This window comes from Streptomyces sp. NPDC101110 (genome assembly GCF_044759525.1).
Classification (GTDB): domain Bacteria; phylum Actinomycetota; class Actinomycetes; order Streptomycetales; family Streptomycetaceae; genus Streptomyces.
The window spans coordinates 23,742-46,449 of the sequence record NZ_JBIVZM010000014.1; the positions used below are offsets into that span (position 1 = coordinate 23,742).

23 protein-coding genes are annotated in these 22,708 nt (G+C 73.8%); 9 read left to right on the forward strand and 14 right to left on the reverse strand.

Translation table 11 applies throughout. The features are described 5' to 3' along the window. The first annotated feature begins 148 nt into the window (after positions 1 to 148). A complete protein-coding gene (locus tag ACIQU3_RS28635; RefSeq protein ID WP_403928356.1) occupies positions 149 to 1,642 on the forward strand; it encodes a helix-turn-helix domain-containing protein in 1,494 nt (497 codons plus the stop codon). A 316-nt stretch (positions 1,643 to 1,958) separates the two neighbouring features. On the opposite strand, the gene ACIQU3_RS28640 is transcribed toward ACIQU3_RS28635, so the two are convergent. Genes ACIQU3_RS28640 through ACIQU3_RS28665 form a run of 6 tightly spaced genes read right to left on the reverse strand, consistent with a single transcriptional unit; the run spans position 1,959 to position 7,466 of the window. Beyond that, positions 1,959 to 3,185, reverse strand: a complete 1,227-nt coding sequence (locus ACIQU3_RS28640) for a cytochrome P450 (RefSeq protein ID WP_403743919.1) — start codon at positions 3,183 to 3,185, stop codon at positions 1,959 to 1,961. Continuing rightward, on the reverse strand, positions 3,182 to 4,420 hold the full coding sequence (locus tag ACIQU3_RS28645; RefSeq protein ID WP_403928358.1) for a cytochrome P450: 1,239 nt from the start codon (positions 4,418 to 4,420) through the stop codon (positions 3,182 to 3,184). Before ACIQU3_RS28645 ends, ACIQU3_RS28640 begins: the two co-directional genes overlap by 4 nt. Further along, positions 4,417 to 5,043, reverse strand: a complete 627-nt coding sequence (locus ACIQU3_RS28650) for a GTP-binding protein (protein ID WP_403743925.1) — start codon at positions 5,041 to 5,043, stop codon at positions 4,417 to 4,419. Before ACIQU3_RS28650 ends, ACIQU3_RS28645 begins: the two co-directional genes overlap by 4 nt. Further along, on the reverse strand, positions 5,015 to 5,377 hold the full coding sequence (locus ACIQU3_RS28655) for a DUF742 domain-containing protein (RefSeq protein WP_403743927.1): 363 nt from the start codon (positions 5,375 to 5,377) through the stop codon (positions 5,015 to 5,017). Before ACIQU3_RS28655 ends, ACIQU3_RS28650 begins: the two co-directional genes overlap by 29 nt. Further along, complete coding sequence (locus ACIQU3_RS28660; RefSeq protein ID WP_403743929.1) at positions 5,374 to 5,796, reverse strand: roadblock/LC7 domain-containing protein; 423 nt, start codon at positions 5,794 to 5,796, stop codon at positions 5,374 to 5,376. The genes ACIQU3_RS28655 and ACIQU3_RS28660 overlap by 4 nt, the downstream gene beginning before the upstream one ends. Beyond that, on the reverse strand, positions 5,793 to 7,466 hold the full coding sequence (locus ACIQU3_RS28665; RefSeq protein WP_403928360.1) for an ATP-binding protein: 1,674 nt from the start codon (positions 7,464 to 7,466) through the stop codon (positions 5,793 to 5,795). Before ACIQU3_RS28665 ends, ACIQU3_RS28660 begins: the two co-directional genes overlap by 4 nt. 330 nt (positions 7,467 to 7,796) lie before the next feature. Between ACIQU3_RS28665 and ACIQU3_RS28670 the strand changes: the two genes are divergently transcribed. After that, entirely contained in the window at positions 7,797 to 8,033 is a 237-nt protein-coding gene (locus tag ACIQU3_RS28670; protein ID WP_184854429.1) for a hypothetical protein, read from the forward strand. A gap of 119 nt (positions 8,034 to 8,152) precedes the next feature. Here ACIQU3_RS28670 and ACIQU3_RS28675 read toward each other — a convergent pair whose 3' ends face one another. Beyond that, a complete protein-coding gene (locus ACIQU3_RS28675) occupies positions 8,153 to 8,767 on the reverse strand; it encodes a hypothetical protein (protein ID WP_403743934.1) in 615 nt (204 codons plus the stop codon). Positions 8,768 to 8,891: 124 nt separating this feature from the next. Here ACIQU3_RS28675 and ACIQU3_RS28680 point away from each other — a divergent pair, with 124 nt between their 5' ends. Next, complete coding sequence (locus tag ACIQU3_RS28680) at positions 8,892 to 10,550, forward strand: catalase (RefSeq protein WP_403743937.1); 1,659 nt, start codon at positions 8,892 to 8,894, stop codon at positions 10,548 to 10,550. A gap of 54 nt (positions 10,551 to 10,604) precedes the next feature. Here ACIQU3_RS28680 and ACIQU3_RS28685 read toward each other — a convergent pair whose 3' ends face one another. Then, a complete protein-coding gene (locus tag ACIQU3_RS28685) occupies positions 10,605 to 11,459 on the reverse strand; it encodes a fructosamine kinase family protein (RefSeq protein WP_403928362.1) in 855 nt (284 codons plus the stop codon). 213 nt (positions 11,460 to 11,672) lie between these two features. On the opposite strand from ACIQU3_RS28685, the gene ACIQU3_RS28690 reads away from it, so the two are divergent. Beyond that, positions 11,673 to 11,996 (forward strand): hypothetical protein, encoded by a 324-nt coding sequence (locus ACIQU3_RS28690; RefSeq protein WP_403743944.1) that lies wholly within the window; start codon positions 11,673 to 11,675, stop codon positions 11,994 to 11,996. Positions 11,997 to 12,014: 18 nt separating this feature from the next. Here the strand turns inward: ACIQU3_RS28690 and ACIQU3_RS28695 are convergent, their stop codons facing one another. Together ACIQU3_RS28695 and ACIQU3_RS28700 are read right to left on the reverse strand one after the other, a co-directional pair. Further along, positions 12,015 to 12,548: a hypothetical protein gene (locus tag ACIQU3_RS28695; protein WP_403928365.1), complete on the reverse strand. Its 534-nt coding sequence runs from the start codon at positions 12,546 to 12,548 to the stop codon at positions 12,015 to 12,017. Then, entirely contained in the window at positions 12,545 to 13,177 is a 633-nt protein-coding gene (locus tag ACIQU3_RS28700; protein WP_403928366.1) for a hypothetical protein, read from the reverse strand. Before ACIQU3_RS28700 ends, ACIQU3_RS28695 begins: the two co-directional genes overlap by 4 nt. 269 nt (positions 13,178 to 13,446) lie before the next feature. Between ACIQU3_RS28700 and ACIQU3_RS28705 the strand changes: the two genes are divergently transcribed. From ACIQU3_RS28705 to ACIQU3_RS28715, 3 genes are all read left to right on the forward strand, one after another. After that, the gene (locus ACIQU3_RS28705) at positions 13,447 to 13,974 is read left to right on the forward strand and encodes a hypothetical protein (RefSeq protein ID WP_403928369.1); all 528 of its coding nucleotides are present in this window, start codon (positions 13,447 to 13,449) and stop codon (positions 13,972 to 13,974) included. Positions 13,975 to 14,191: 217 nt separating this feature from the next. Beyond that, entirely contained in the window at positions 14,192 to 15,157 is a 966-nt protein-coding gene (locus tag ACIQU3_RS28710) for an NAD-dependent epimerase/dehydratase family protein (RefSeq protein ID WP_403743952.1), read from the forward strand. A gap of 187 nt (positions 15,158 to 15,344) precedes the next feature. Continuing rightward, positions 15,345 to 16,418: a glycosyltransferase family 2 protein gene (locus ACIQU3_RS28715; protein WP_403928372.1), complete on the forward strand. Its 1,074-nt coding sequence runs from the start codon at positions 15,345 to 15,347 to the stop codon at positions 16,416 to 16,418. Between the two features lie 113 nt (positions 16,419 to 16,531). Here ACIQU3_RS28715 and ACIQU3_RS28720 read toward each other — a convergent pair whose 3' ends face one another. The 3 genes from ACIQU3_RS28720 to ACIQU3_RS28730 form a co-directional block, all read right to left on the reverse strand. Beyond that, positions 16,532 to 17,095 carry a hemerythrin domain-containing protein gene (locus tag ACIQU3_RS28720; protein ID WP_403743957.1) on the reverse strand — a complete coding sequence of 188 codons (564 nt, stop codon included), beginning with the start codon at positions 17,093 to 17,095 and terminating at the stop codon, positions 16,532 to 16,534. Between the two features lie 72 nt (positions 17,096 to 17,167). Then, the gene (locus ACIQU3_RS28725) at positions 17,168 to 17,701 is read right to left on the reverse strand and encodes a DoxX family protein (protein ID WP_403743959.1); all 534 of its coding nucleotides are present in this window, start codon (positions 17,699 to 17,701) and stop codon (positions 17,168 to 17,170) included. 64 nt (positions 17,702 to 17,765) lie between these two features. Next, on the reverse strand, positions 17,766 to 18,944 hold the full coding sequence (locus ACIQU3_RS28730; protein WP_403928375.1) for an amidohydrolase: 1,179 nt from the start codon (positions 18,942 to 18,944) through the stop codon (positions 17,766 to 17,768). Between the two features lie 295 nt (positions 18,945 to 19,239). Here ACIQU3_RS28730 and ACIQU3_RS28735 point away from each other — a divergent pair, with 295 nt between their 5' ends. Together ACIQU3_RS28735 and ACIQU3_RS28740 are read left to right on the forward strand one after the other, a co-directional pair. Further along, positions 19,240 to 20,721: an aminotransferase class I/II-fold pyridoxal phosphate-dependent enzyme gene (locus ACIQU3_RS28735; RefSeq protein WP_403928378.1), complete on the forward strand. Its 1,482-nt coding sequence runs from the start codon at positions 19,240 to 19,242 to the stop codon at positions 20,719 to 20,721. Between the two features lie 137 nt (positions 20,722 to 20,858). Beyond that, the gene (locus ACIQU3_RS28740; RefSeq protein ID WP_403928381.1) at positions 20,859 to 21,104 is read left to right on the forward strand and encodes a hypothetical protein; all 246 of its coding nucleotides are present in this window, start codon (positions 20,859 to 20,861) and stop codon (positions 21,102 to 21,104) included. Between the two features lie 7 nt (positions 21,105 to 21,111). Here ACIQU3_RS28740 and ACIQU3_RS28745 read toward each other — a convergent pair whose 3' ends face one another. After that, complete coding sequence (locus ACIQU3_RS28745) at positions 21,112 to 22,476, reverse strand: carbohydrate-binding protein (protein ID WP_403928384.1); 1,365 nt, start codon at positions 22,474 to 22,476, stop codon at positions 21,112 to 21,114. Between the last annotated feature and the right edge of the window lie 232 nt (positions 22,477 to 22,708).

Sequence of the window (22,708 nt, forward strand, 5' to 3'; positions counted from 1 at the left end):
CAGGCCGGCGGCGCAGGAGGGGGCCGGCCCCGGGGACACCGGCCCCTCCCCGTCCGGTATCCGGGCGTGAAGGACCGCCCGGCGGACGTGAGGTAACGTCCCCGACCGGTGTGCCGGAGGCGGCACGAGAAGCGAGGGGAAGGCCCAGGTGGCTGGCCGAGAGGACGGGAACCGGCTGCGGGAGGCGCAGACCGGCACGGGCCCGGAGTGGGCGGAGGAACTGCTGGAGCATCTGCGCCCGTCCGGGCGCGACGTCCGCAGAGTCGTCGCCTGGCTCTCCGGGGCCCTGGGCGCGACCGTCGCCCTTCAGGACGCCGCCGGGAACCTCGTCGCCGGGAACCAGCTCCCCCTGGACGAGGACCTGGTCGCGGACATCACCGCCGGCCGGATCGCCTCCGCGGCCTGGGAGAGCGCGGAGCGTCATCTGCGCCTGGTCCGGGTGGAGCACCCGTCCCACGCGTGCGTGCTGGCCGTCTCCCGGCAGGCCCCCTTCGACCGGCGGGCCTCCGGCGTCGTCACGCACACCGCCCAGGTGATCGAGCTGCTGCTGACGGCGAGGGAGTCGACCGCGGCCGGGCACCGGCTGCGCCGGGCCACCGCCGACCTGCGCCTGGCGATCCTGCAACTGCTGATGGTCGAGGACACCATCGCCGCCCGCCGCGTCGCCGCCGGACTCTGGCCGGGCCTGCTCGACGCCGACACGGCGTGCGTGTACGTCGTCGAGTCCGCTCCCGCCGTACGTGACCGCATCGCCGAGGAGTGCCTGGACACCACCCGGGAGGACGCCCTGGTGGTGCGCTGCCCCGCCATGGACGGGCACGTGATCGTCGTCAGCCCGAGGGACACCACGGACGAGGCCCTGCGTTCCCTGGTCGGACGCCACCCGGACCTCTTCCTCGGCGGCAGCGTCCGCCAGAGCCTCGCCCAGACCGCCACCGCCTACGGGCAGGCCGTCAGCGCCCTGGCCGTCGCGCACTTCCGGCCCGACAAGACGGCCGTGTACGCCGAGCGCACCCACCCCGAACGCCTGATGGACCCGGTGGCGCTGCGCGCCTGGACCTCCCGTGTGCTGCGCCCCCTCGACACCCTGCCGCACCACACCCGCGCCGAGCTCCTCGCCACCACCCGGCTCGGCCTGGAGTTCACCGCCGTCAACGCCGCCAAGGTCCTCGGCGTCAGCCGCAACACCGTCCGCGCCCGGATGGAACGCGTCGAGACCCTGCTCGGCATCGACTTCGCCGACCTCACGGTCCGGGCGGTGGTCCACCTGGCGCTCAACACCCGGATCGGCCTGCCCGACACCCGCTCCGCCGACGACACCGCGGAAACGGGGCTGCGCCTCGCCGACCTGCTGTCCGGCCCCGCCGTGCGCACCTGGGGGCAGGACCTGCTGGGGCGGCTCGACGCCGACGCCCGCAATCCGCGCCGGACGCTGCGCACCTGGATCGCCGTCGGCGGCAACGCCGAACGGGCCGCACAGGCCCTGGGGGTGCACGCCCAGACCGTGCGCGAGCACGTCCGCAGCGCCGAACCCGTACTGGAACGCCAACTGCTCGCCGCCGGCACCGACCTGTACGAGGTCGTCCTGGCGCACCTGACCGTGGGCGACCTCGACCTGCCGGTCCTCCCACGCCAGGCGTGACCTCGTTTGCCTCCCGGGCAACCGGTTGGCCGGATCAGGGTGGGACGAATCCGGGCCATCCGGACTCAGCTGTGCACGGGTGAGCCCCGCCGGGCGTGCAGCGGGCATCGACACGGTTCACAAGGCCACGGACAGGGACGTAAGTTCGACCCGTCGCGGGGGCTCGACCGGAACGGGGGACCGGTCGCGCTCCCGCGCGCTGCTTCGCGAGCTGTCCTCCCCTCCGGGAGGCGTCGGCCCCACGAGGTGGCATCAGGTGGCATCCCCCAACGGGGGGCGTCTGCCCCGTACGAGGTGGCGTCACTCCCCCCGTGCGTCAGCCCCGTAGCCGCACCGGGATCTCCTGCCAGCCGAACGCGATGAACGACGGCACCTGCCGCAGGCCCACGCCGCCGGTGTCCAGGCGCAGATCCGGGAACCGGTCGAACAGCGCCGGCAGCGCGGTGAGGGCTTCCAGCCGGGCCAGCGGCGCGCCGATGCAGCGGTGCACGCCGATGCCGAAGGCCAGATGGTCGTCGGCGCCCCGCGTGGCGTCGAAGCGGTCGGCGTCCGCCCCGTAGTGCTCGGGATCCAGCCCCGCCGCGGCGTACGTCGTGATGATGGCGTCGCCGGCCGGGATCGTCACCTCGCCGACGGCGAGGTCGGTGACGGCGAACCGCAGCGGCAGCGACGCGATCGACGGGTGGGCGCGCAGCGTCTCGTCGACGACGGCGTCCCAGCCGATCTCCCCGGACCGCACGGCCGCCAGCTGCCCGGGGTGGCGGAGCAGGGCCACCACCGCGTTGCCGATGAGGTTCACGGTGGTCTCGAACCCGGCGCCGATCACCAGCAGCAGCGTGTAGAGCAGCTCCTCGTCGCTCAGCCGGTCGCCGTCCTCGTCGCGGACCCGGATGAGCTCGGTCGTGATGTCGTCCCCGGGGTGCGCGGCCCGGTGGGCGATCAGCGCGGGCAGCACCGTCCCGATCTGCCGCTGCACGGACGCCGCGTGCTCCGGGCTCGGGTCGGAGGTGTCCATGATGGCCGCGATGAGGCGACCGGTGTCCTCCCGCAACGCGTCCGGCACACCCATGAGTTCGCAGATCATCCGCATCGGCAGCGGATGGGCGAGCCCCTCCTTGACGTCCACGACCTCGCCCTCCGCGGCCTCCAGCGCGGCCAGCAGCTCCGCCGTGATCGTCTCCACCCGGGGCCGCATCGCCTCGGTCCGGCGGTGCGTGAAACTGGGCGCGACCAGCTTGCGCAGCCGGGTGTGGTCCGGACCGTACGTGGAGAGCATGTTGACCACGCCGACCCAGCCCAGGATCCACGCCCAGGACGGGTTCTCGCCGACCTCGGGCCACAGCCGCCAGTGCAGCCGCGGGTCCCTGCTGACCCCGGGGTCGAGAATGAGCTCCTTCAGCGTGTCGTAGCGCGTCGGAGCCCAGGCGGGGATACCGCCCGGCAGTTCCACGGGCACGATCGGGCCGAGGGCACGCAGCCGGGCGCTCTCGGCGGCGATGTCGGCGCCCAGCGGGTCCAGAGCGATGCGGTCGGTCACGGTCACGGTCGTCCTCCTGGCTGGTCGGGGGAGCGGGGGCTGAAACGCACGGGCAGCGCCGTCAGCGAGCGGTGGAACGGACCGGGCCGCCACCGCAGGCGCTCGCGGGGCAGCACGGGTTCGAGGTCGGGCAGCCACTGGGTGAGCCGTTCGATCGCCTCGGTGGCGATGAGCAGGGCGTGCTGCTTGACCGGGCAGGCGTGCGGGCCCGCCGACCAGGACAGGTGCGAGGCGTCGGACGGGTGGCGGTCCGCGCCGCGCTCCTGCTCGGCGGCCTGGGCGAGCGCGCCGTAGGAGATCACCACCGGCACCGCGGCCCGGATCCACACGCCGTGCAGGGCGACCGGCGTACGGGCGTAGTGGATGCCGTAGTTGGCGAGCGGCGTCTCGTGGTGGAGGACCTCCAGCACCGCGTCCGTCACGGGGCGGGCGCCGCTGGTCAGCGTCGAGTAGTAGGCCGGGTTTCCGAGGATCCTGGACAGCGCGTTGGACACCAGGTTGGCCGTCGGCTCGTGGCCCGCGCCGAGGGTGAGGAACACCTGCCAGGTGACCTCCTCGGGGGTCAGCCCCGCCGGATGGTCCAGCAGCCAGCTCGGCAGATCGTCGCCCCGCCGCTCCGTCTTGGCGGCGATCAGCTCCAGCACGTACCCGCCGAACTCGGCCTCGCCCCGAGCGGCCTGGGCGCCGCCCTCGATCAGCTTGCCCAGGGCGGCGTCGAGCCGGTCGCTCGCGCTGTCCGGCAGCCCGAACAGGCTGTTGAACACCAGCGCCATCAGCGGCCGGGTGAACTCGCCCACCAGGTCGGCCTCGCCCCGCGGGCCGAACCGGCCCACCAGCAGGTGCACCGACCGGTGCACCCGGGCCCGCAGGTCGTGCGGCTCCACCAGATCGAAGGCGTCGATCAGCGAGGTGCGGTAGCGCAGGTGGGCGCCGCCGTCCGCGAACAGGGTGTTGGGACGCCAGCGCATCATGCCGAGCACCGGCGAGTCGTCGGGGACGGTCGCCTCCCACGGCCGGGGGTCGTGCGAGAACGTCTCCGTGTCGTGCAGCAGGTCCAGGGCCGCCCGCCGGTCGGTGACGACGTAGGCCGGGACGCCGGGCGCGAGTTCCGCCCAGCCGACCGGGCCGTGAGCGCGCAGGGCGGCGTAGTACGGGTGGGGATCGCGGGCGAAGCCGTCCTCCCAGAGTCGGACGGGGGCCGTGAGGGAGAAGGCCTGCTCGGCGGGGGAGGGGTGGGTCACCGGGGCTCCGGGGGGTGGTGGTCGATCAGGTGCTGTACCAGCGCGAGCAGGGCGTCGACCGAGGAGTGGGCCTCCCGCGCGTCGCAGGTCACCATGGGGGTGGTGGGCTCCAGGTCCAGGGCGGCGCGCAGCTGCTCGGGCGTGTGGTGGCGGGGCGCGTCCGGGAAGGCGTTGAAGGCGACCGCGTAGGGCAGGCCCGACTCCTCCACCAGCCCCAGCACATCGAACGAGGCGTCGATCCGGCGGGCGTCGACCAGCACGAGCGCGCCGAGCGCCCCGTGGGCGATGTCGTCCCACAGCGCCCGGAAGCGTTCCTGGCCGGGCGTGCCGAACAGATACAGCACGATGCCGCCCGGCAGACTGATCCGGCCGAAGTCGATGGCGACCGTGGTGGTCGACTTGTCCCGTACCCCGGCGAGATCGTCGACCCGGGCGGACGCCTCCGAGAGCTGCTCCTCGGTGTGCAGCGGCCGGATCTCCGAGACGGAGCGGATCAGGGTCGTCTTGCCCACGCCGAACGGCCCCGTGATCAGGATCTTCACCAAGTCCCGGGCGGTCTCGGGCAGGTGGACGTCCGCACCTCCCGGCTCGGCGTCAACGGTGTTTGAGGTCGCGGAGGCCATCGGCCACTCTCTTCAGCAGGTCGGGGTCGAAGCGCCGGGCGGGCGGGATCGGCGCGCGGGCCAGGACCAGGTCACGGTCGAGCAGGTCGGCGGCCAGCACCAGCACCGCGGAGACCGGCAGCCGCAGCAGGGCCGCCGCCTCCACCACCGTCAGCGATCCGTGCTCCAGCTCCTCCAGCAGGGCGCTCTGGGCGGCGGGCAGGTCGGCGGGGGCCGGCGCACCGGCGCCGGTGAGGACCGACAGCCGCTCCAGGTGCGCACGGCTGGGCCGCGCCACCCCGCCGGTCGACAGGTACGCGGGAACCAGGGGACGGCCGCCTCGGCGGCCCGTCATGCCGGTGTGCCGCCGTCGGCACCTCGGGGCCCGGCGGCCATCGCCTTCTCGCCCAGCCGCGCGACCTGCGAGTGCACCCGGTGGGCGAGCAGGTCCAGCCGCACCTCGGGAGCGCCGTACGCGGCGACGCAGGTCCCGTGGTCCGTCGGCACGATGAGCACATAACCGTGGTCCGACTCGATGACGACCTGCCGGATCTCCGCCCGGTCGGTGTCGGCGAACGCCGCCGCCGCGGTACGGCAGGCGCCCTGCACGGTGCTGGTGATGGCCGCGACCCGCTCGGCCGACGGCCGCGACAGCGCGTCGGTGTAACCGGTGACGAGCCCGTCACGGGTGAGCAGGACGGCTGCCTCGACGTGCGGCACCTCCAGGACCGGTTCGAGCACCCATGCCGTGTCCCCCGCTGCGCGGCTGGTCATCGAGCCGTTCCCCCTTCGTGGTCGTTGCTGTCGGTGTCCTCGGGCGCCGTGTCGGCCGTGGTCGCGGCCGGGGCACCCTCAGGTACGGCTGGATCGGCGCCGGCGTTCGACAGGGCGGCGGTCCGGGCCGCCGCGGTGCCGGACTGGAGGGCACCGAGGGCGGCGGCGGACTCCTCGGGACGCCGTCCGCGGCGGGGCGGGACAGGGGCGGCGGCGGAGCCGGCCGTAGCGGTGGTCCGGCCGCGGCGCCGCCGCTGGGGAAGACCGCTGCTGTCGCGCGGGCCGTGGTGGCCGGACGCCGGGGCGTCGCCGCCGGGGTCCTGCTCGGCGCCGTAGCCGTGATCGGTGCTGCCGGTGGTGAGCGGTGCGGGCGTGCGCGGCCCGTCGGCCGCCGCGGAACCTGCCGCGGAACCGGACTTGGGGTTGGACTCGGACGGCATGCTGACCGCGGCGGGTCGGGAGGCGGGCTGCGCGCCGGACGCGCCGGACGAGCCGGGCTTCGGGCTCTGGGACGTGCTGCGCTGCGGACCGTGTGACGTGCCGTGGCCGGGACCGTGCGACGCCCCGGGATCGCCTGCCGTGCCCGGCGCCGCCTCCCGCCGGGTCGAACGCGGCGCGCTGGCCGCCGGGGGTACCGCCTCGGGGTCGACCCGGGTCAGCAGGTGGCTGTCGATCCGCAGCACCGCCCGGACCCCGCCGTACGGCGACGGCGACGACAGGTCCACGCCCAGATCGAACTGCCGCGTCAGCTGGCCGACGGCCGCGAGCCCCATGCGCGGCGGATCCCCGAGCTCGGTCAGCAGGATCGGATCCGAACCGGCGACCATCCGCTGGGCCCGGGCCCGTTCGTCCTGTGTCATGCCCAGACCGGCGTCGTCCACGGTGACGCAGACGCCGTGGTGGACCGCCTCGAGATTGACCACGACGTCCGTGTCGGGCGCGGAATGGCGCAGCGCGTTGTCGAGGAGTTCGGCGACGATGATGGCGACCGGCTCGACGGCGTGGGACACCAGGCCGGTACCGGGCGCGAGGTGGTTGCCGACCCGGACCCGTCGGTAGCCGGCGAGCCGGGCCTGGCCGCCCGTCACCGCGTCCACGACGTGCGACTCCTCCCGGGCGAGACCCACCCAGGCTCCGCACACCACCGCGGCGATCTGCGCACGCCGTAGCGACTGCTCGTTCTCGTGGTCCAGCTCGAACAGCGTCTGCGCCAACTCGGGGTCGTCGTAACGCTGCTGCAGTCCCCGCAGAGCGTCCTGCAACCGGTACAGCGCCGCCTGGATCTCCCGGGTGGCCCCGCGCATCCCGGCCTGCGCCGCCGCGTCGATCCGGGTGCGCTGCGCGGCCAGTTCGGTGTGCAGCCCCGTCAACACCTGCTCCAGGGCGGCTCCCAGGGGCGAGCCGGCCAGCTGCGGATTGAGCGGGCCGGGCACGGTGATGTGGGAGTGTGCCGCCTGCCGGGCCGCTGCGGGCACCCGCCGTGCCGCCAGATGCTCCACCTCGGAGACGAACGCCCGTGTGGTGCCGTCGAGCTGGGCCCTGAGCGCGGCCGACTTCGCGCGCTGTGCGGCCAGGTGCCCCCGGGAGCGCAGCAGCCCGCCGCCGAGGGCGAACGCGGACAGGGTGCCGAGAGCGAGGGCGCCGACGGCCAGGTCCGGTACTTCGATCATCGAGTCGATTCCAGGAGGGAGTCGGGCAGGGCTGGGTCCGAGGTGCTCAGGCGAGCCACCCGCAGCACAGTACACACCGTCATCGACCGGTCTCGCACGGTGGAGTGCCACTTCGTTCCGAAAGTGATCGGTGTCTGTGGGCTTCCGGGTCAACTGTCTGGATTGCCCTCCAGGGGAGGGGAGTTGGCGGTGCGTGGGGGTCTGGGCGAGCGGGCCGGGCGCTGTGACCGGATGCTCGCAGTGTGTGACGAACCCGGACTGTGTGCCCGTGGGGAGGGCGGGTACTCGTCCGGCGCCTGAAGAGGTCCGCTCCGCGAGAAGGAGGCCCGCATGAGCAGTGGATCGGAGACCGGCGGTGTGACCGGTACGCAGGACAAGGACTACAACCTCATCTGGTACGTCGAGGCGTGTTTGAGCAACGCCCTGCGCCTGGAGAGCTACATCCAGGACGCGGAGCGCGCCAAGGACACCGAGGTCGCGGATCTGTTCCGCAAGGCTCAGGCGGACAGCCGCAAGGGTGCCGAACTGGGCAAGGGACTGCTGCGCGCACGCCTCGACGGAGGCTGAGGCTCACCGGCCCGCAGGGGCCCGGACCCCGGGCGGGGTCCGGGCCCTTTCCCGTGCCGTCGGGGCGCTTTCCGGTGCGGTCCGGGCTCTCTCCCGTGCCGTCGGGGCCCTTTCGCGTGTCAGAGCCCGAAGACCTCGCCGACCCGTTCGGTCAGTTCGTCCTCCGTCATCGTGCCGTCCACCGTGAGCGCGGGCAGTCCCAGACGGCTGGTCTCCTCCCGCAGCCGTTCGGTGAACAGGGCGTCCCGCGTGGCGAGGTTGCGGTCCGCGCGGTGAGGATCACCGGTCCGCTGCGTGAACCCTTCCCCCGCTGTGGCGCGACGCGCGAACGCGGCCCTGCGGAACTCGGGTGTGGGCAGTAGCCAGACCGCGTGTCCGGGTTCGGTGAGCAGCGGCTGCACCAGGTGCGGCAGTAGCCGGAACCCCTCGACGACCACCGGCGTGTCGCGTGGCAGTCGCGCGAGATCCTCGACGATCAGACCGAAGCCCTCGCCCTGGAACCAGTGGAAGGTCTCCAGCATGGTCCGGGGGGACCGGTGGACCCACCGGTCGTCCATGTCCATGGCCAGGAACGCGTGCAGCAAGGGCGCCTCCTCGGCGGTGGCCCGGCGTGCGTGGTCCGCCATCACGTCGTCGGTCGCGTACAGACGCCAGCCGTGCCGGCCGGCGAGCCGGCGGGCGACGGTGGATTTGCCCGCGCCGCTGCCCCCTCCGAGCCAGTAGACGTGCCGCATCCCTCTCCTCTCGTGACTGACCTCGTCCCTCCGGGTACCCGGCCCGTCCCGCCAGGACCGGCCGGGCGCCGCTCGCGGCACAGGCCCGGCAGGCAGCGGCCACGAGCCGAAGGAGCCCACACGTATGACGGACGCATCCGGTACCGGCCCCGCTCCGGGCGACGACCGCGAGGTTCTCACCGACCGCCAGGGCCATCCGGTCCACGACAACCAGAACCAGCGCACGGTCGGCGCCCGCGGCCCGGCCACACTGGAGAACTACCAGTTCCTGGAGAAGATCAGCCACTTCGACCGGGAACGCATCCCCGAGCGTGTCGTGCACGCGCGCGGTGTCACCGCCTACGGGCACTTCGAGGCCTACGGCACCTGGGGTGACGAGCCGATCAGCCGCTACACCCGGGCCAAGCTGTTCCAGCAGCGCGGCAGGCGCACGGACGTGGCCGTCCGCTTCTCCACCGTGATCGGCGGGCGCGACTCCTCCGAGGCCGCCCGCGACCCGCGTGGATTCGCCGTCAAGTTCTACACCGAGGACGGCAACTGGGACCTGGTCGGCAACAACCTGGGCGTCTTCTTCATCCGCGACGCCATCAAGTTCCCGGACGTCATCCACGCCCTCAAACCCGACCCGGTGACCTTCGAGCAGCAGCCGGGCCGCATCTTCGACTTCATGTCGCAGACGCCCGAGGCCATGCACATGCTGGTCAACCTGTTCAGCCCGCGGGGCATCCCCGCCGACTACCGCCACATGCAGGGCTTCGGCGTCAACACCTACAAGTGGGTCGACGCCGAGGGCGGCACCAAGCTCGTCAAGTACCACTGGATGCCCAAGCAGGGCGTGCGGAGCATGACCGAGGAGGACGCCGCCAATGTCCAGGCCGACACTCTCGGTCACGCCACCAAGGACCTGTACGAGGCGGTCGCCCGCGGCGATCATCCCGAGTGGGAGCTGCTCGTCCAGATGATGGACGACCACGACCACCCGGAGCTCGACTTCGACCCGCTGGACGACACCAAGACCTGGCCCGAGCAGGACTTCCCGCCCAAGCCGGTGGGCCGGATGGTGCTGGACCGCATGCCGGAGGACTTCTTCGCCGAGAACGAGCAGATCTCCTTCGGCACCGGCGTCCTGGTCGACGGACTGGACTTCTCCGACGACAAGATGCTCGTCGGCCGGACCTTCTCCTACAGCGACACCCAGCGTTACCGGGTCGGCCCGAACTACCTGCAACTCCCCGTCAACCAGGCCAGGAACGCGGACGTGCGCACCAACCAGCGCGACGGCCGGATGGCGTACCACGTGGACGGCGGGGGAGAGAACCCGCAGGTCAACTACGAGCCGTCCATCACCGGCGGCCTGCGCGAGGCCCGCTGTCCGACCCACGACGAGCAGGGTCCGGAGATCACCGGGCGGCTGACCCGCAAGCGGATCCCGCGCACCAACGACTACCTCCAGGCCGGTCAGCGCTATCTGCTGCTGGAGGACTGGGAACGCGACGACCTGGTGAAGAACTTCATCGGTCAACTGTCCAGGTGCGACCGGGCGATCCAGGAGCGCATGGTCTGGCACTTCCTGCTGGTCGAGAACGACCTCGGCCTGCGGGTCGGCGAAGGACTGGGCATCGGCCCGCAGGACGTGGCCGGACTGGAGCCGCTGGCGGGCCAGGACCTCACGGACGAGGACCGCGAACGCCTCGCCGGCCTCGGCAAGAACGAGCCGCGCGACGTGGAGGGCCTCACCATGACCCACTGCGTACCCGACGAGCGGCACGTCGTGACCCGCTGACGGGTCACCCGGCCACGGCAGCCGAACCAGCCACCGTGAGGGCTGTCCGACGGGTCACCCGGCCACCGCCGAACGGGCCACGGCGAGGGCCTGTTCCGCATAGCCCCGGCCGAACAGCACGGCGTGCACCAGCAGCGGAAACAGTTGGTGCACGCCGACGCGCTCCGCCCAGCCGTCCGCGAGCGGCGCGACCTCCCGGTAGCCCTCGAGCACCTGCTCCAGACAGGAGCAGCCGAACAGCCGCAGCATCGCGAGGTCCGTCTCCCGGTGCCCGCCGTGCGCGGCCGGGTCGATGAGCCGGACGTTTCCGTCGGCCGCCCACAGCACATTGCCGCTCCACAGGTCGCCGTGCACCCGCGCGGGTGGCTCCGCCGGTCCCGCCAGCTCCGGCAGCCGCTCGCACAGCCGCTCCACGACTACCGCCTCACCGGACCGGAGCGTGCCCTCGTCGACCGCCCGCCGCAGATACGGCAGCACACGCTGCCCGGCGTACCAGCGAGGCCAGTCGGTGCCGGGTTCGTTGCGCATCGGCGCCGGCCCGATGTACGCGTCCACCGGGCCGTCCGGCGGCGCCGCCCCGAACGCCGGTGCCCCGGCGGCGTGCAGCGTCGCGAGGTCCCGCCCGAACCGCACCGCCGCGCCGGGGTCGGGCCGCCCGTGCGGGACCCGGTCGACGACCAGCCAGCCCTCCTCCTGCCCGTGCACCGCCGGCACCCGCACGCTTCCGGCTGCGGCCAGCCACCGCAGTCCCGCCGCCTCGGCCTGTGCCGCCCCCGGCGCGTCGGACCGCTTGACGACCACGACCCGCCCGTCGTCCAGGGTGACTTCGGCGAGGGCCCCCGACAGCGGCCTCTCACCGCTGACCGCCCGCCCGGTGAGCCGGGCGACGACTTCCGAACGGACGGTCACGAGTGCTCCTTCTCGGTCCTGGGACCCGCAGTCCGGTGTGGATCCCCTGCGCGGTGCAGCGGTCGCCGGTGTCGGCGGCCGGCACGGCAGCGACCGGAACCGGTGCGGGCCGCTGCCGGATTCCGGGACATTCGCCACCCGCCGGTCACGCGGGACGGTGAAATCCCGCCGCCCGGCGACAGAACCGGCCGCCGCCGGGGGAGCAGTCGGGTCATGACGAGTTCACCGTTCCAGCGCACCATCGCCCTGCCGGCCCCCGTGTGCGAGCAGGCCGCACAGCACCTGGAGCAGGCCGCGCACCGGGCCGTCGACGGAGCCGCGGTCCCGCTGAAGGCGTTCCGCGAGGCGGCCGACAACGATTTCATTCTGCCGGTCTCGGTCGTCGAACAGGCGGCGGCCTGCCTGCTGGTCCTGGCCACCGAGACCGCCCAGACGGTACGCCCGTCCGCCCTGCGCGCCACCATCAGCGTCGCACTGCGGCTGCGCGACGCGGTGCAGCCGGCCCATCAGCCCGCTCTCAGCAGCCGGTTCTGGTAACCGGGCGCGGTTCGTTCCTCACCCTCCTCGGAAGGCGACCTCCACCTGCCGGTGGCGCAGCGCCTCCAGCGTGGCGTGCTGCTGCCGGGCCCGGTCGATGAGTTCGTCGAGCCGCCGTCGGTCCAGACGTTCGTCCGTGGCCGCCAGATCGCGCAGCGTCTCCCAGCCCGCCAGCTTGCCCTCCACCCCGAGCGCCAGTGCCTCCAGCTCCCACAGGGTGCTCAGCGGGGAACGCCGTACCAGGCTGCCGTTGCTCTTCAGCCGTCCCACCTGCTCGGCCGCCCGGCCCGCGTAGACCTTGTAGCGGCGCACCGGGACGTCCAGACGCCCCATGATGCTCAGCAGGCCCGACCGGTCGTCGGCGATCTCGTCGGCGACCGGTGCCAGCGCGTCGGCGAGCGGCGAGCCGGCGCAGGAGCGCAGCAGGTAGCGCACCCGCGCGGTCGCGGCGGTGGCACCGGCCAGATGATCGTTGAGGTAGATGCCCAGCAGGGACATGTCGGTGGCCGGGGCACGCTGGGCGCCCGGCGAATCCGCTCGCTGTTCCGTCATGACGCGACTCCTGTCGTCCTCCGGCCCTGCTCCACGGTCACCGTCGTGGTGACCCGTACGAGACAGGGAGTGCGGGGTGTCGAGCCGGTCCCGAAGCGCACGGGAGGTTCGACCGGGGCGAGGGCGCCGAAGCTCTCGCCGTTGCGGGTGACGGTGGCCGAGGTGACCGGGTGCAGATCCCTGACCCCGTACCACTGGTGCCGTCCGGCCCGGGCACCGGCGTGGGTGTGTGCCCCCAGCAGCAGGTGTGCGGGCCGGTCCCACAGCGCGATCCAGCCCGGGCGGGACGCGAGCCGCCCCGGGACCGCGCGCAGCGCCAGACCCGCCAGGTTCCGGCGGCCGGTGGTGAGGCCCAGCCGGAACGGCGGGGACGTGACGGTCCAGTGCTTTTGGTCGGTGATGCGCACCTCGACCGGTACGACCCGCACCTCGTCGAAGACGTACGTGGCGGCGACGAAGTCCGCCGTCTCGCGCGTGGGGGCCAGCAGCAGCCGGTGTCCGTCCGCCTCCTCGACCATCACGTCACTGAAGGGCCCGAACGGCGAGCGGGGCCAGTGGCCGAGCACCACACGGGTGCCGGACGCCGTGCCGATCCCGGCGATCCAGCCGTCGAAACGCAGCGAGCGCACCGGCGGCCGAGCGCCTGCACGCCGCGCCGGACCTGCGGTTTTGGACCCATGGGAGAACACGCGGGCCGGGTGCCCGACGCCTCCCCGGCGAAACGGGCCCCACCGCAGCCACAGCCACAGCCCCAGGCCGGTCACACCGCGACCCCCGGGGCGTCGGCGGTGTGGTCGAGGCCACGTCCTGGACGAGGTCCCCATCACGTCGGGGGACGGCGAGCGGCGGTTACCGTCTACGACCAGATCCCCGCTCCCTCCCTCCGGACGGCCCGGCAGTGCACGCAGATCTCTCCCCTGTCATCGCGGCGACCGCCCAGTGGCTGACCCGCGCCTTCCCCGCCTCCGGCGGCGCGCTGGCCTCCGCCCTGTGCGAGGTCCAGGCCCGGCAGGCCGTGACGGCCGCGGCCCGGCTCAGGTACCCGGCGGCGTTGGACGCCGCTCTGCTCGGGGTGTCCGGCCCCGGTGGCTCCGGGCGGCTCGACTGGGTCAGTGGCTCCGACGCCGGACTCGGCGACGACCTGGACGCGCAGGCCTGGCGGACCTGGGTCGACGAGGTCGTGGCCAGCTGGGCGGCCTGCCTGCTCACCGACGCGGAACTGGCGGACCGGGCGGTGGCCGCGCTCGCCGACGGCGGCCGCACAGCCGGTGCCCCCGCCGAGTTCCGCCGGCTCGTCGCCCCCGACGCCAGTGACCGCGACGCCGCAGCGCTGCTGCGCCACCCCGACCTGCTCGCCCCCGTCGCCGTCCTTCACCAGGACCAGCTCCTCGACCGCCTGAACCCGGGCCGCACGCTGATCGCCTGACACTCGGGTGCGACGCGCTGGACCGCTGAGGAACCTCTGAGAACAGCGCCCAGCCACCCCTCTCACCCTCCGTGACTCACCGGTTCGCCGTAGGCGGCCGTGCCGTGCCCGCACGGTCGGCGGACGCTGAGCGTGGGCTCGACGATCCCCCTCCGCCCCCACCCCCGGCCGAGGCACGACCGTCCTGCCGCGCGCCGCCGACGGAGGAGACACCCACATGACCACCGCCCTCTCACGGAACTGGGAGCACGCCGTCGTCACCGGCGGCGCCGGGTTCGTCGGCTCCCACCTGTGCGCCGCCCTCCTGAACGCGGGCGCGGCCGTCACCTGCGTCGACGACTTCAGTACCGGCCGGCCCGAGAACATGTCGCCGCTGCTGGAACGCCCCGGCTTCACGCTCGTCCAGGCCGACGTGACCGAGCGCCTGCGGATCAAGCGGCGTCCGGATCTCGTCCTGCACCTCGCCTCCCCGGCGTCCCCCGCGGACTACCTGCGCCTCCCGCTGCACACCCTGGAGACCGGCAGCCTCGGCACCCGCAACGTCCTGGAGCTCGCACACTCCCACCGGGCGCGTTTCGTCCTCGCCTCGGCCTCCGCCGTCTACGGCGACCCCCAGCAGAAACCCCAGGACGAGCGCTATTGGGGCAACGTCAACCCCGTCGGGCCGCGCAGTGTCCACGACGAGGCCAAACGCTTCGGCGAGGCGCTGACCACCGCACACGCCGACGCCGAGGGCACCGACACCTGCATCGTGCGGCTGTTCAACACCTACGGTCCCCGGATGCGCGGCCACGACGGGCGCGCGGTACCGACGTTCGTACGGCAGGCCCTGGCCGGCGAGCCCCTCACCGTGACCGGCGACGGCCGCCAGACGCGATCGCTGTGCTACGTCGACGACACCGTGCGCGGCATCCTCGCCGCCGCCGCCCACGGCATGCGCGGACCCGTCAACATCGGCAACCAGACCGAGATCACCATGCTCGACCTGGCGCGCCTGGTCGTCGAACTCGCCGGCTCACCCTCCGACATCCGCTACATCGAACGCCCGGTGGACGACCCTGCCGTGCGCTGCCCGGACATCACGCTGGCCCGCGACAAGCTCGGCTGGGAACCGCAGGTGCGGGTGGAGGAGGGGCTGCGGCGCACGATCGCCTGGTTCCGCGAGGCCGCCACCGAGGAGTGAACCCCGGGCGGCCCACACCCTCGCGTCCGGTGTCTCCCGACCGCCGCAAGGCCCGCGTCCCATGCGCATCCCAGGAATCAACGCCCTCTTCCACGACGTCGCCGCCCTGCCGGCCGTCGGCGGACGCGATCCGGCGCGGCGACCTCTTCCGCATCCACCCCCGCAGCGACGACACCGGAGGCCCTCGATGACCCGACCCGAGGCCCTGACGGGCGACGCCTCCTATGCCGTCGTGATCCCGACGCTGGGCCGGCCCAGCCTGGGCGCCTGCCTGCACGCCCTCGCCGAGGCCGGCGGGCCGGGTCCTGTCCGGGTGGTCCTCGTCGACGACCGGCCCGCAACCGGCGGCGTCCCCCTCACAGCCGACGTCCCCCCGTCCCTGCGCGCACGCACCATCGTCGTCCCCGGCGGCGCGCGCGGACCCGCCGCCGCCCGCAACCTCGGCTGGCGGGCCGCCGGTGACGTGCCCTGGATCGTCTTCCTCGACGACGACGTCGTCCCCGGGCCCACCTGGGGCGACGACCTGACCCTCGACCTGGCGGCGGCGACCGGGCGCACGGCCGGGATCACCGCCCGGATCCAGGTCCCCCCGCCCGTCGACCGGCGCCCCACGGACTGGGAACGCAACAGGGCCGGACTCGCCGCCGCCCGCTGGATCACCGCCGACATGGCATGCCGCCGGGCGGCGCTGACGGCCGTCGGCGGATTCGACGAACGCTTCCGCCGGGCCTTCCGGGAGGACGCCGACCTCGCCCTGCGCATGCTCGACGCCGACTGGGCACTCGCGGTCGGCCGGCGCACCACCACCCACCCCGTGCGGCCCGCCGGGCGCTTGATCTCCGTCCGGCTCCAGGCCCGCAACGCCGACGACGTGCTGATGACCCGGCTGCACGGCCGCCACTGGTGGCGCCGGGCGGAGGCACACCGCGGACGCCTTCCCCTGCACCTGGCGGTGACCGGAGCGGGAGTGACGGCCCTCGGCTGCGCCCTGCTCGGCCGGCAGCGGGCCGCCGCCGCGTGCGCCGCCGCCTGGCTGGCCGGAACCGCCGAGTTCGCCCTCGCCCGCATCGTGCCCGGGCCGGGCACCCGCGACGAGGTGTTCACCGTGACGGTGACCAGCGCGCTCGTCCCGCCCGCGGCGACCTGGCACTGGCTGCGCGGGCGGGTCGCCCACCGCAAGGCCCGGCGGTACGGCCCGTTCGGGAGCGGTGATCCGGCGCCCGCGCCCCGCCCCGCGGTCAGGGAACGGCTGCGGTCGTGACGCCGTCCCCCCGGTCCTGGCTGCTCCCGGGGCGGTGTGGTTGATCCCACGCGGACGGGAGCGGGGCCCGTGGCCTCCCGGCGACGGGCCCCGCTCCCGCGGGGGTGACTGCCTTACCCGGACTTGCCCCGTCCGCTCAACGCGTCACGCAGCCGGTCCACCATGCCGGTGCCCGGCGCCAGGAGCTTGTTGGCCGGGGGCTTGTCGGGAGCCGCCGGATGGGGCCGGGTCGGGGCGGTCTTCTTGGCCTTGCGCACCTTGTCGCCCAGCTCGTTGAGCGTGTCCATCGGACAGGCCTGCCGCAGCCGCGGGAAGAGGTTGCCCTCCTCGTCGGCGATGTGCGAGCGGATCTCGCTCATCAGCATGCCCGCGAGCCGGTCGAAGTCGGCATCGCCGGGGTCGCAGCCCTCCAGATCCTTCATGATCTGCTCGGCCGTGGCGTGGTCCTTCAGTTCCTGGTCGGCGAGGGCGTCCCCACTCGCCACGTGCTCGCGTACGGCCGGGTAGAGGTAGGCCTCCTCGGCCACCGAGTGCCGTACGAGTTCCATCGTGACCTGGTCGGCGTACAGCTTGCGGTCGCGGTGGCCGGACGGCAGAGCCTCCATCTTGCCGAACAGCTCCTCGACCTCGCGGTGATCGGTCACCAGCTCGTCGATGACGTTTCCTCCGTGTCCCATGTCCTTCACCTCCAGCGCTCGGGTCCCCCCGGCCCCAGGGGGTTAACGTGCCGTGCCGCAGCGGGCGCCGCCTCAGGCGGGGAGCTTGGCCCGGACACGCCCGGCCGCGGCGGCCGGGCGCGCGGTGGCCCGCACGGAGCGGCGCACCAGACCCGCGTCGCGCCGCAGCCCCCGGGCGGCGTGAGTGCCGCGCCAGACCACCGAGGGGCGGGCACCGGTGTCGTCGGCCGCGATCAGCAGCCCGCCGAGCATGGACATGTTCTTGAAGAAGTGGATGCGCTGCTGCGCCCGCTCCTCGGGATCCTGCGCCTCCCAGAAACGGTGCCCCGCCAGGGTGGTCGGCACCAGCGTGGCGGCGATGGCCAGCGCGGCCGGACGCGGTACACGCCCCGTGGCCAGCATCAGCCCCGCCGCGACCTGTACGGCGCCGCTGAGCCGTACGACCTGCTCGGTGCGGTCCGGCAGAGCCGGGACGCGCTCGGTGACCGGTTGGACGACAGGCTCGGCGGCGTCGGCGACCTGCTCCGGGGCGCGGACGGAGTTCATACCGCCCGCGAGGAACATCGAGGCCAGCAAGGGGCGGCCGAGCACACGCAACAGACTCATGGCCCTCTCCAGGGAGTCGGATGGGTACAGCTCCCGCCGGGTTCCCCAGCCGGAGCCGAACCACTCACTCCGCCCGGTGCCGCGCCCACGCCTCCTCGCGCAGGGCCTCGGACAGCAGGACGTCGGCGGCGGTGCACGCGAGTGCCTCGGTCGCGGCCATCAGCACCTCCCGGCCCCGGGGCGAGGCGGCCGCCTCGGCGAACTCCGGGGTGTGGTCGGAGCCGTCCTCGCCCATGATCGCGACGAAGGGGTGGATGGCGGGGACCCGTGTGCTGACGTTGCCGATGTCGGACGAACCCAGGTACACGCCGGGGGTGGGCCGCGAGAGCGGGATCCCGGCCCGGGCCAGATGTGCGGCGAACCGCTCGGACAGCACCTCGCTGTCCCTGAAGTGCTCGTAGCGCACGGTGGCCCGCTCCACCTCGGCGGTGGTGCCGGTGGCCGCGGCCACTCCGTCTGCGCACACTCGCAGCCGCTCCGTCAGGTCCCCCAGCGCCGCCGTCGTGGCCGCGCGCAGACCGAACAGGCCCTCGGCGTACTCCGGGACGATGTTCGTGGCCGTACCGCCGTGGGTGACGATGCCCTGCACGTGCGAGCCCTCCGGCAGCCGGCGGCCCAGTACGGCCAGCACGTTGAACAGCTCCACGAGCCCCGCCAGCGCGTCGACGCCCTCGGTCGGGTTGCCCGTGGGGTGCGCGGCCCGGCCGTGGAAGGCCACCCGGTACTGCACCTGCGCGGTCAGCGGCGCCCGGGCCCAGCTGTACACCCCGGGGTGGAACATCAGTGCCGCGTCGACGTCGTCGAACACCCCGGCCTCCACTTCGGCCGCCTTGCCGCCGCCGCCCTCCTCGGCCGGTGTGCCGACCGCCAGCACCGTCCCCGGGGACTCCTCCGGCACGGCGGCCGACACGGCCAGCGCGGCACCCAGCCCGGCTGCCGCGATCAGGTTGTGGCCGCACGCGTGGCCGAGGCCGGGCAGGGCGTCGTACTCCATCAGCAGCGCCACGCAGGGCCGGCCCCGCCCCGAGCGCGCGGTGAACGCCGTGGGCATCCTCGCCACGCCGCGCTCCACGGTGAAACCGGCGCGTTCGAGCTCACCGGAGAGCAGCGCGGCCGCCCGGTGCTCGGCGAAGGCGTACTCCGGGTCGGCGTGCAGACGCCGGGCCACGTCCCACAGCGTGTCGGCCCGGGCCGTCACCTCCTCGCGCACGGCCTGGTGCACGGTGTCGGGCGTTCGGGTCACGGGGGCTCCTCGTCGTCACGCGCGGTGTGCGTCGTCCCGGCCCGGGTTTCACCGCCGACCGCCGCGACACCTCGGGCCGTGCAACAGGCAGCCGCCGCGACACCTCCGCGCGGCGCACCGGTCCTTCGCCGCCACACGTCCGCGGCCGGGCGCCCTGGCGGCGCGGCGGCACCGCACGGTGACGCCCACGCCGTTTCGACCGGTGCACGGGGTGAACACGGTCGGTGTACCCGCCGGCCCACGACAGGGTGGACGCCGCGGCGGCGGCTCGGGCGGGCCGGACCCGGGAGGAACCATGGACCACTCGCGCGTGCCCGTCCTGGAGGCGCTGGAGGACTTCCGGCGCCGCGGCGACATCGCCTACGGCCCGCCCGGCCACAAGCAGGGCAGGGGAGTGGACCCGAGGGTCGCGGACATCGTCGGCCTCGACGTGTTCCGCTCCGATGTGCTCTCACTCAACGGGCTCGACGACCGCCGCCAGTCCCAGGGCGTGCTGAACCGCGCCCAGGAACTCATGGCCGACGCCGTTCGCGCCGAACACGCGTTCTTCTCCACCTGCGGCAGCTCGCTGTCCGTGAAAACCGCCATGCTCGCCGTCGCAGGCCCCGGCGAGAAGCTGCTGCTGTCGCGCAACGCCCACAAGTCGGTCATCGCCGCCGTCGTGGTCAACGGCGTCGAGCCGATCTGGGTGCACCCGAAGTTCGACGGCGAACGCCATCTGGCCCACCCACCCGAGCCGGACGACGTCCGCCGTCGCCTGCGGGAGCACCCGGACGCCAAGGGCATGCTGCTGATCACGCCCACGGACTGGGGTTCCTGCGCGGACATCGGGGGAGTGGCACGGGTGTGCCACGAGTTCGGCGTCCCCGTCATCGTCGACGAGGCCTGGGGCGCCCACCTGCCGTTCCACCCGGACCTGCCCGCCTGGGGCATGGACGCCGAGGCCGACCTGACGGTGACCAGCGTGCACAAGATGGGCGGCGCGGTGGAGCAGAGCTCCGTCTTCCACCTCCAGCACGACCGGGTGTCGCCCGAGGTCCTGGCACAGCGCGAGGACCTGCTCGGCACCACCAGCGCCTCGTCCCTCGTCTACGCCACGCTCGACGGCTGGCGCCGCCAGATGGTCGAACAGGGTCATGAGCTCCTGGACACGGCCATCCGCCGTGCGGAACGCATCCGGGCGGCCATCGCCGAACTGCCCGGCCTGCGGCCCATGGGCCGGGAGATCGTGGAGGAGGGGCTCGCCGCCGACCTCGACCCGCTCAAGATCGTGATCGACGTCCGCAAGCTCGGCCTGAGCGGCATGCAGGCCGTGGAGTGGCTGCGCGAGCACCGCCACGTGGACCTCGGCGGGTCGGACAGCTGCCGGGTCAGTGCCTCGATCACCCACGCGGACGACGACGAGACCGAGGAGGTCCTGCTGGGCGCGCTGCGCGCCCTCGTCGAGCACGCGGACTCCATCGAGCGGCGCCCGCCGGTCCGGCTGCCCGAGCCCTCGGCACTGGAGCTGGAACAGGCCATGCTGCCGCGCGAGGCGTTCTTCGCCCCGGTCGAGCACGTGCCCGCCGAACGGGCCGCCGGCCGTGTCGCCGCGGAGACGATCAGCCCGTACCCGCCGGGCGTCCCCGTGGTGGCACCAGGCGAGGTCGTGACCGACGCGGTGCTGGACTACCTGCGCAGCGGCGCCGAGCACGGGGTCCTGATCCCGGACGCGGCCGATGCGTCGGTGCGAACGCTGCGGGTCGTGGCGCGCGAAGCGGCCTCTCGTCGTGGGTGAGATGCAGAAGAAGTGGGGGGACGGTGCTGTGCCTTCCGAGAAACCGAACGACGTGCCGAGTGTCGCGGCAGCGAAGGACCGGGCCCCTTCGCTCGGTACTCCGGCCGGTGCACCGGCGGGACCTGACACACCGGCACGTGCGCACCCCCGCCCGGTTCCGTCACCCCACCGACGGCGGGCCGACGTTCGTCCACGACGCATCGCGTGGCCGGCCTGCGCTCCCGGGCTTCTTGCCCGGCACCGGCCCGGCGCTCGCCGCCGTCCGCACGCGCGGCTTCCGCGCCCACGACCCGTTCGCCGCGACCGCGCAGCCGCTGCTCCCCGAGGACCGGCCGGGCCGGTCCGGCGTCGACGCGTGCCGCGCCGGCGCCGGACAGCCCTGACTCCTCGTCACACCCGCTGCCACAGGGCCGGGGTGTCGGCGGGTGCCCAGGGACCCTGGGCCTGGTGGCTCTGCAGACACTGGTAGCGCACACCGGCGTGCGTGACCACCGCCCCGGCCTCGTAGACCCGGCCGGCGGCCCACGTCTCGGCGGCGTCGCCCTGCGGCGCAGAGGTCTCCGTCCCCGTCGTTCTCAGGGTGAGGCCGAACTCGCTGAGCAGCGGGTTGATCGGCTGGTACAGGGTCATGCCGCCGGTCGTGCAGTCGCCGGAGCCGCCGGACGTCACCCCCTGCGCCTGCACACCCGAGACGTACGGCCCGCCGGAGTCGCCCGGTTCGGCGCACACCGTCGTCCGGGTCAGCCCGTCCACCCTGCCCTCGGCGTAGCTGACACTCGTGTCGTGCTGCTCGATCGTGCCGCAGTGCCATCCCGTGGTGGAGCCCGAGCGGCAGACCGCCGCGCCGACCAGTGCCTGGACCGACCCGGCGATCCCGACCGTCCGCCCGCCCTCGCCCTTCACGTTCGGCGTGGTCTCCCAGGGGTCGACCACGGCCACCCACGACATGTCCTCGCCGGGGAAGACGGAGCCCTGGAAGGTGCCCTGGTCCGCCTGGTTGTGCCCGGTCGTCCTGGCGCCCCGCTTGCCGCAGTGACCGGCCGAGGCGAAGCCCTCCCGCTCGCCCTTGGTGACGGAGAAGCCGACGGAGCACCGGGCGGCGCCGTCGATGTAGTAGGCGTCACCGCCGGTGATGTCCTCCATCAGCCGCGGCCGGTTCGCCGTGACCCGTACGCTCACGCTCTCGCCGTCGAGGGCGGCGGCCTGCACGAACGCCGCGGCCGAGGCCTTGCTCGTGGCTTCCACCACGACACGGTTCGCCGGGATGTCGACGTACCACAGGGGGGTCTCACGGGTGGCGACCCGGTCGGCGGCCGCGTCCAGTTTCCGCTGGGCGGCCCGCAGATCACGCAGCGTCTTCCGCACGACGGCCGCCGTCGCGCCCTGCGCCCTGATGGCGGGCACGTCCGCGGCGTCCGTGGTGGCCACCAGGAGTTCCTGCGAGGTCGTGCCGCGCAGCCAGGCCCCGGCGAAGCGGTCGCCCAGGGCGTTGCGCAGCCGTCCCGCCCGGGCGCCCGCCTCCGCCTCGTTGATCAGCCGCCGGGACGCCTGCGCCGGGGTCAGCCCGAGGTCGCGTTCAAGAGCGCGCAGCATCGGGGCCGACGGCCGGGCGGCGCCGAGGGTCTGGGCGGCCGGGGGCACGGGGCCCGCCGCGGGGGCCGGTTCGGCCGCGACGGCGGGGATCCCGGTGGCGGCGAGCGCGCCGAGCGCGACCAGGGCCACCCGGCGACCGGTCACGGCATGTCTGTGGACCATACGATGTGTCTCCTTCGAGCAGGCTGCCCGGTAACAGCGATCGTGGTGGAGCTTGCGCAAGGCCTTGCCGCTACGGCCCACGGTGATGTTCCGGGCCGCCACGGTTCGCGCTTTGGTGCCGGGAAGGGCGCCAAGTGCAGTACGGGACCGGGCCGCAGGGCGGGGCGGGGTCAGGGGGACCGCACGCCCTGCGATCCCGTCCCGGTGACGAAGGACGCGGTCGTCGAGACGC